The sequence below is a fragment of the Pseudomonas sp. EA_65y_Pfl1_P113 genome, from assembly GCF_963970525.1.
GTDB classification, from domain to species: Bacteria; Pseudomonadota; Gammaproteobacteria; order Pseudomonadales; family Pseudomonadaceae; genus Aquipseudomonas; species Aquipseudomonas tritici.
Genome location: NZ_CAXAQM010000627.1, coordinates 1 through 443 on the forward strand (window position 1 = coordinate 1; position 443 = coordinate 443).

Sequence of the window (443 nt, forward strand, 5' to 3'; positions counted from 1 at the left end):
TGGGTTGGGCGATAGATCCTGGGAGGAGAGTTTGATGGCACGCGTCGCGATCGTAACCGGCGGCACTCGCGGGATTGGGGAGGCAATCAGCCTCGCGCTGAAGGATCATGGCATGACGGTCGCAGCGACCTATGCCGGTAATGATGACCGTGCGCGCGAATTTACCGAGCGCACCGGAATTGCTGCATTCAAATGGGACGTCGCCGATTACGACGCGTGTCAGGAAGGCACGGCGAAGGTGGTCGAGGCGCTGGGGCCGGTGGACGTGCTGGTCAACAATGCCGGCATCACGCGCGACGGCACCATCCTGAAGCTCACCTATCAGGCGTGGAAAGAAGTGATCGACACCAATCTGGGCGGTTGCTTCAACATGGCCAAGGCGGTGTTTCCGGGCATGCGCGACCGCAAATGGGGCCGCATCGTCAATATCGGGTCGATCAACG

The 443-nt window shown here is 60.9% G+C and carries 1 protein-coding gene; it reads left to right on the forward strand.

Annotated features, from left to right (window positions below; translation table 11 throughout):
* Positions 1–34: 34 nt before the first annotated feature.
* On the forward strand, positions 35–443 hold a 409-nt coding region (locus AACY52_RS31440; RefSeq protein WP_339561566.1), incomplete at its 3' end, for an SDR family NAD(P)-dependent oxidoreductase.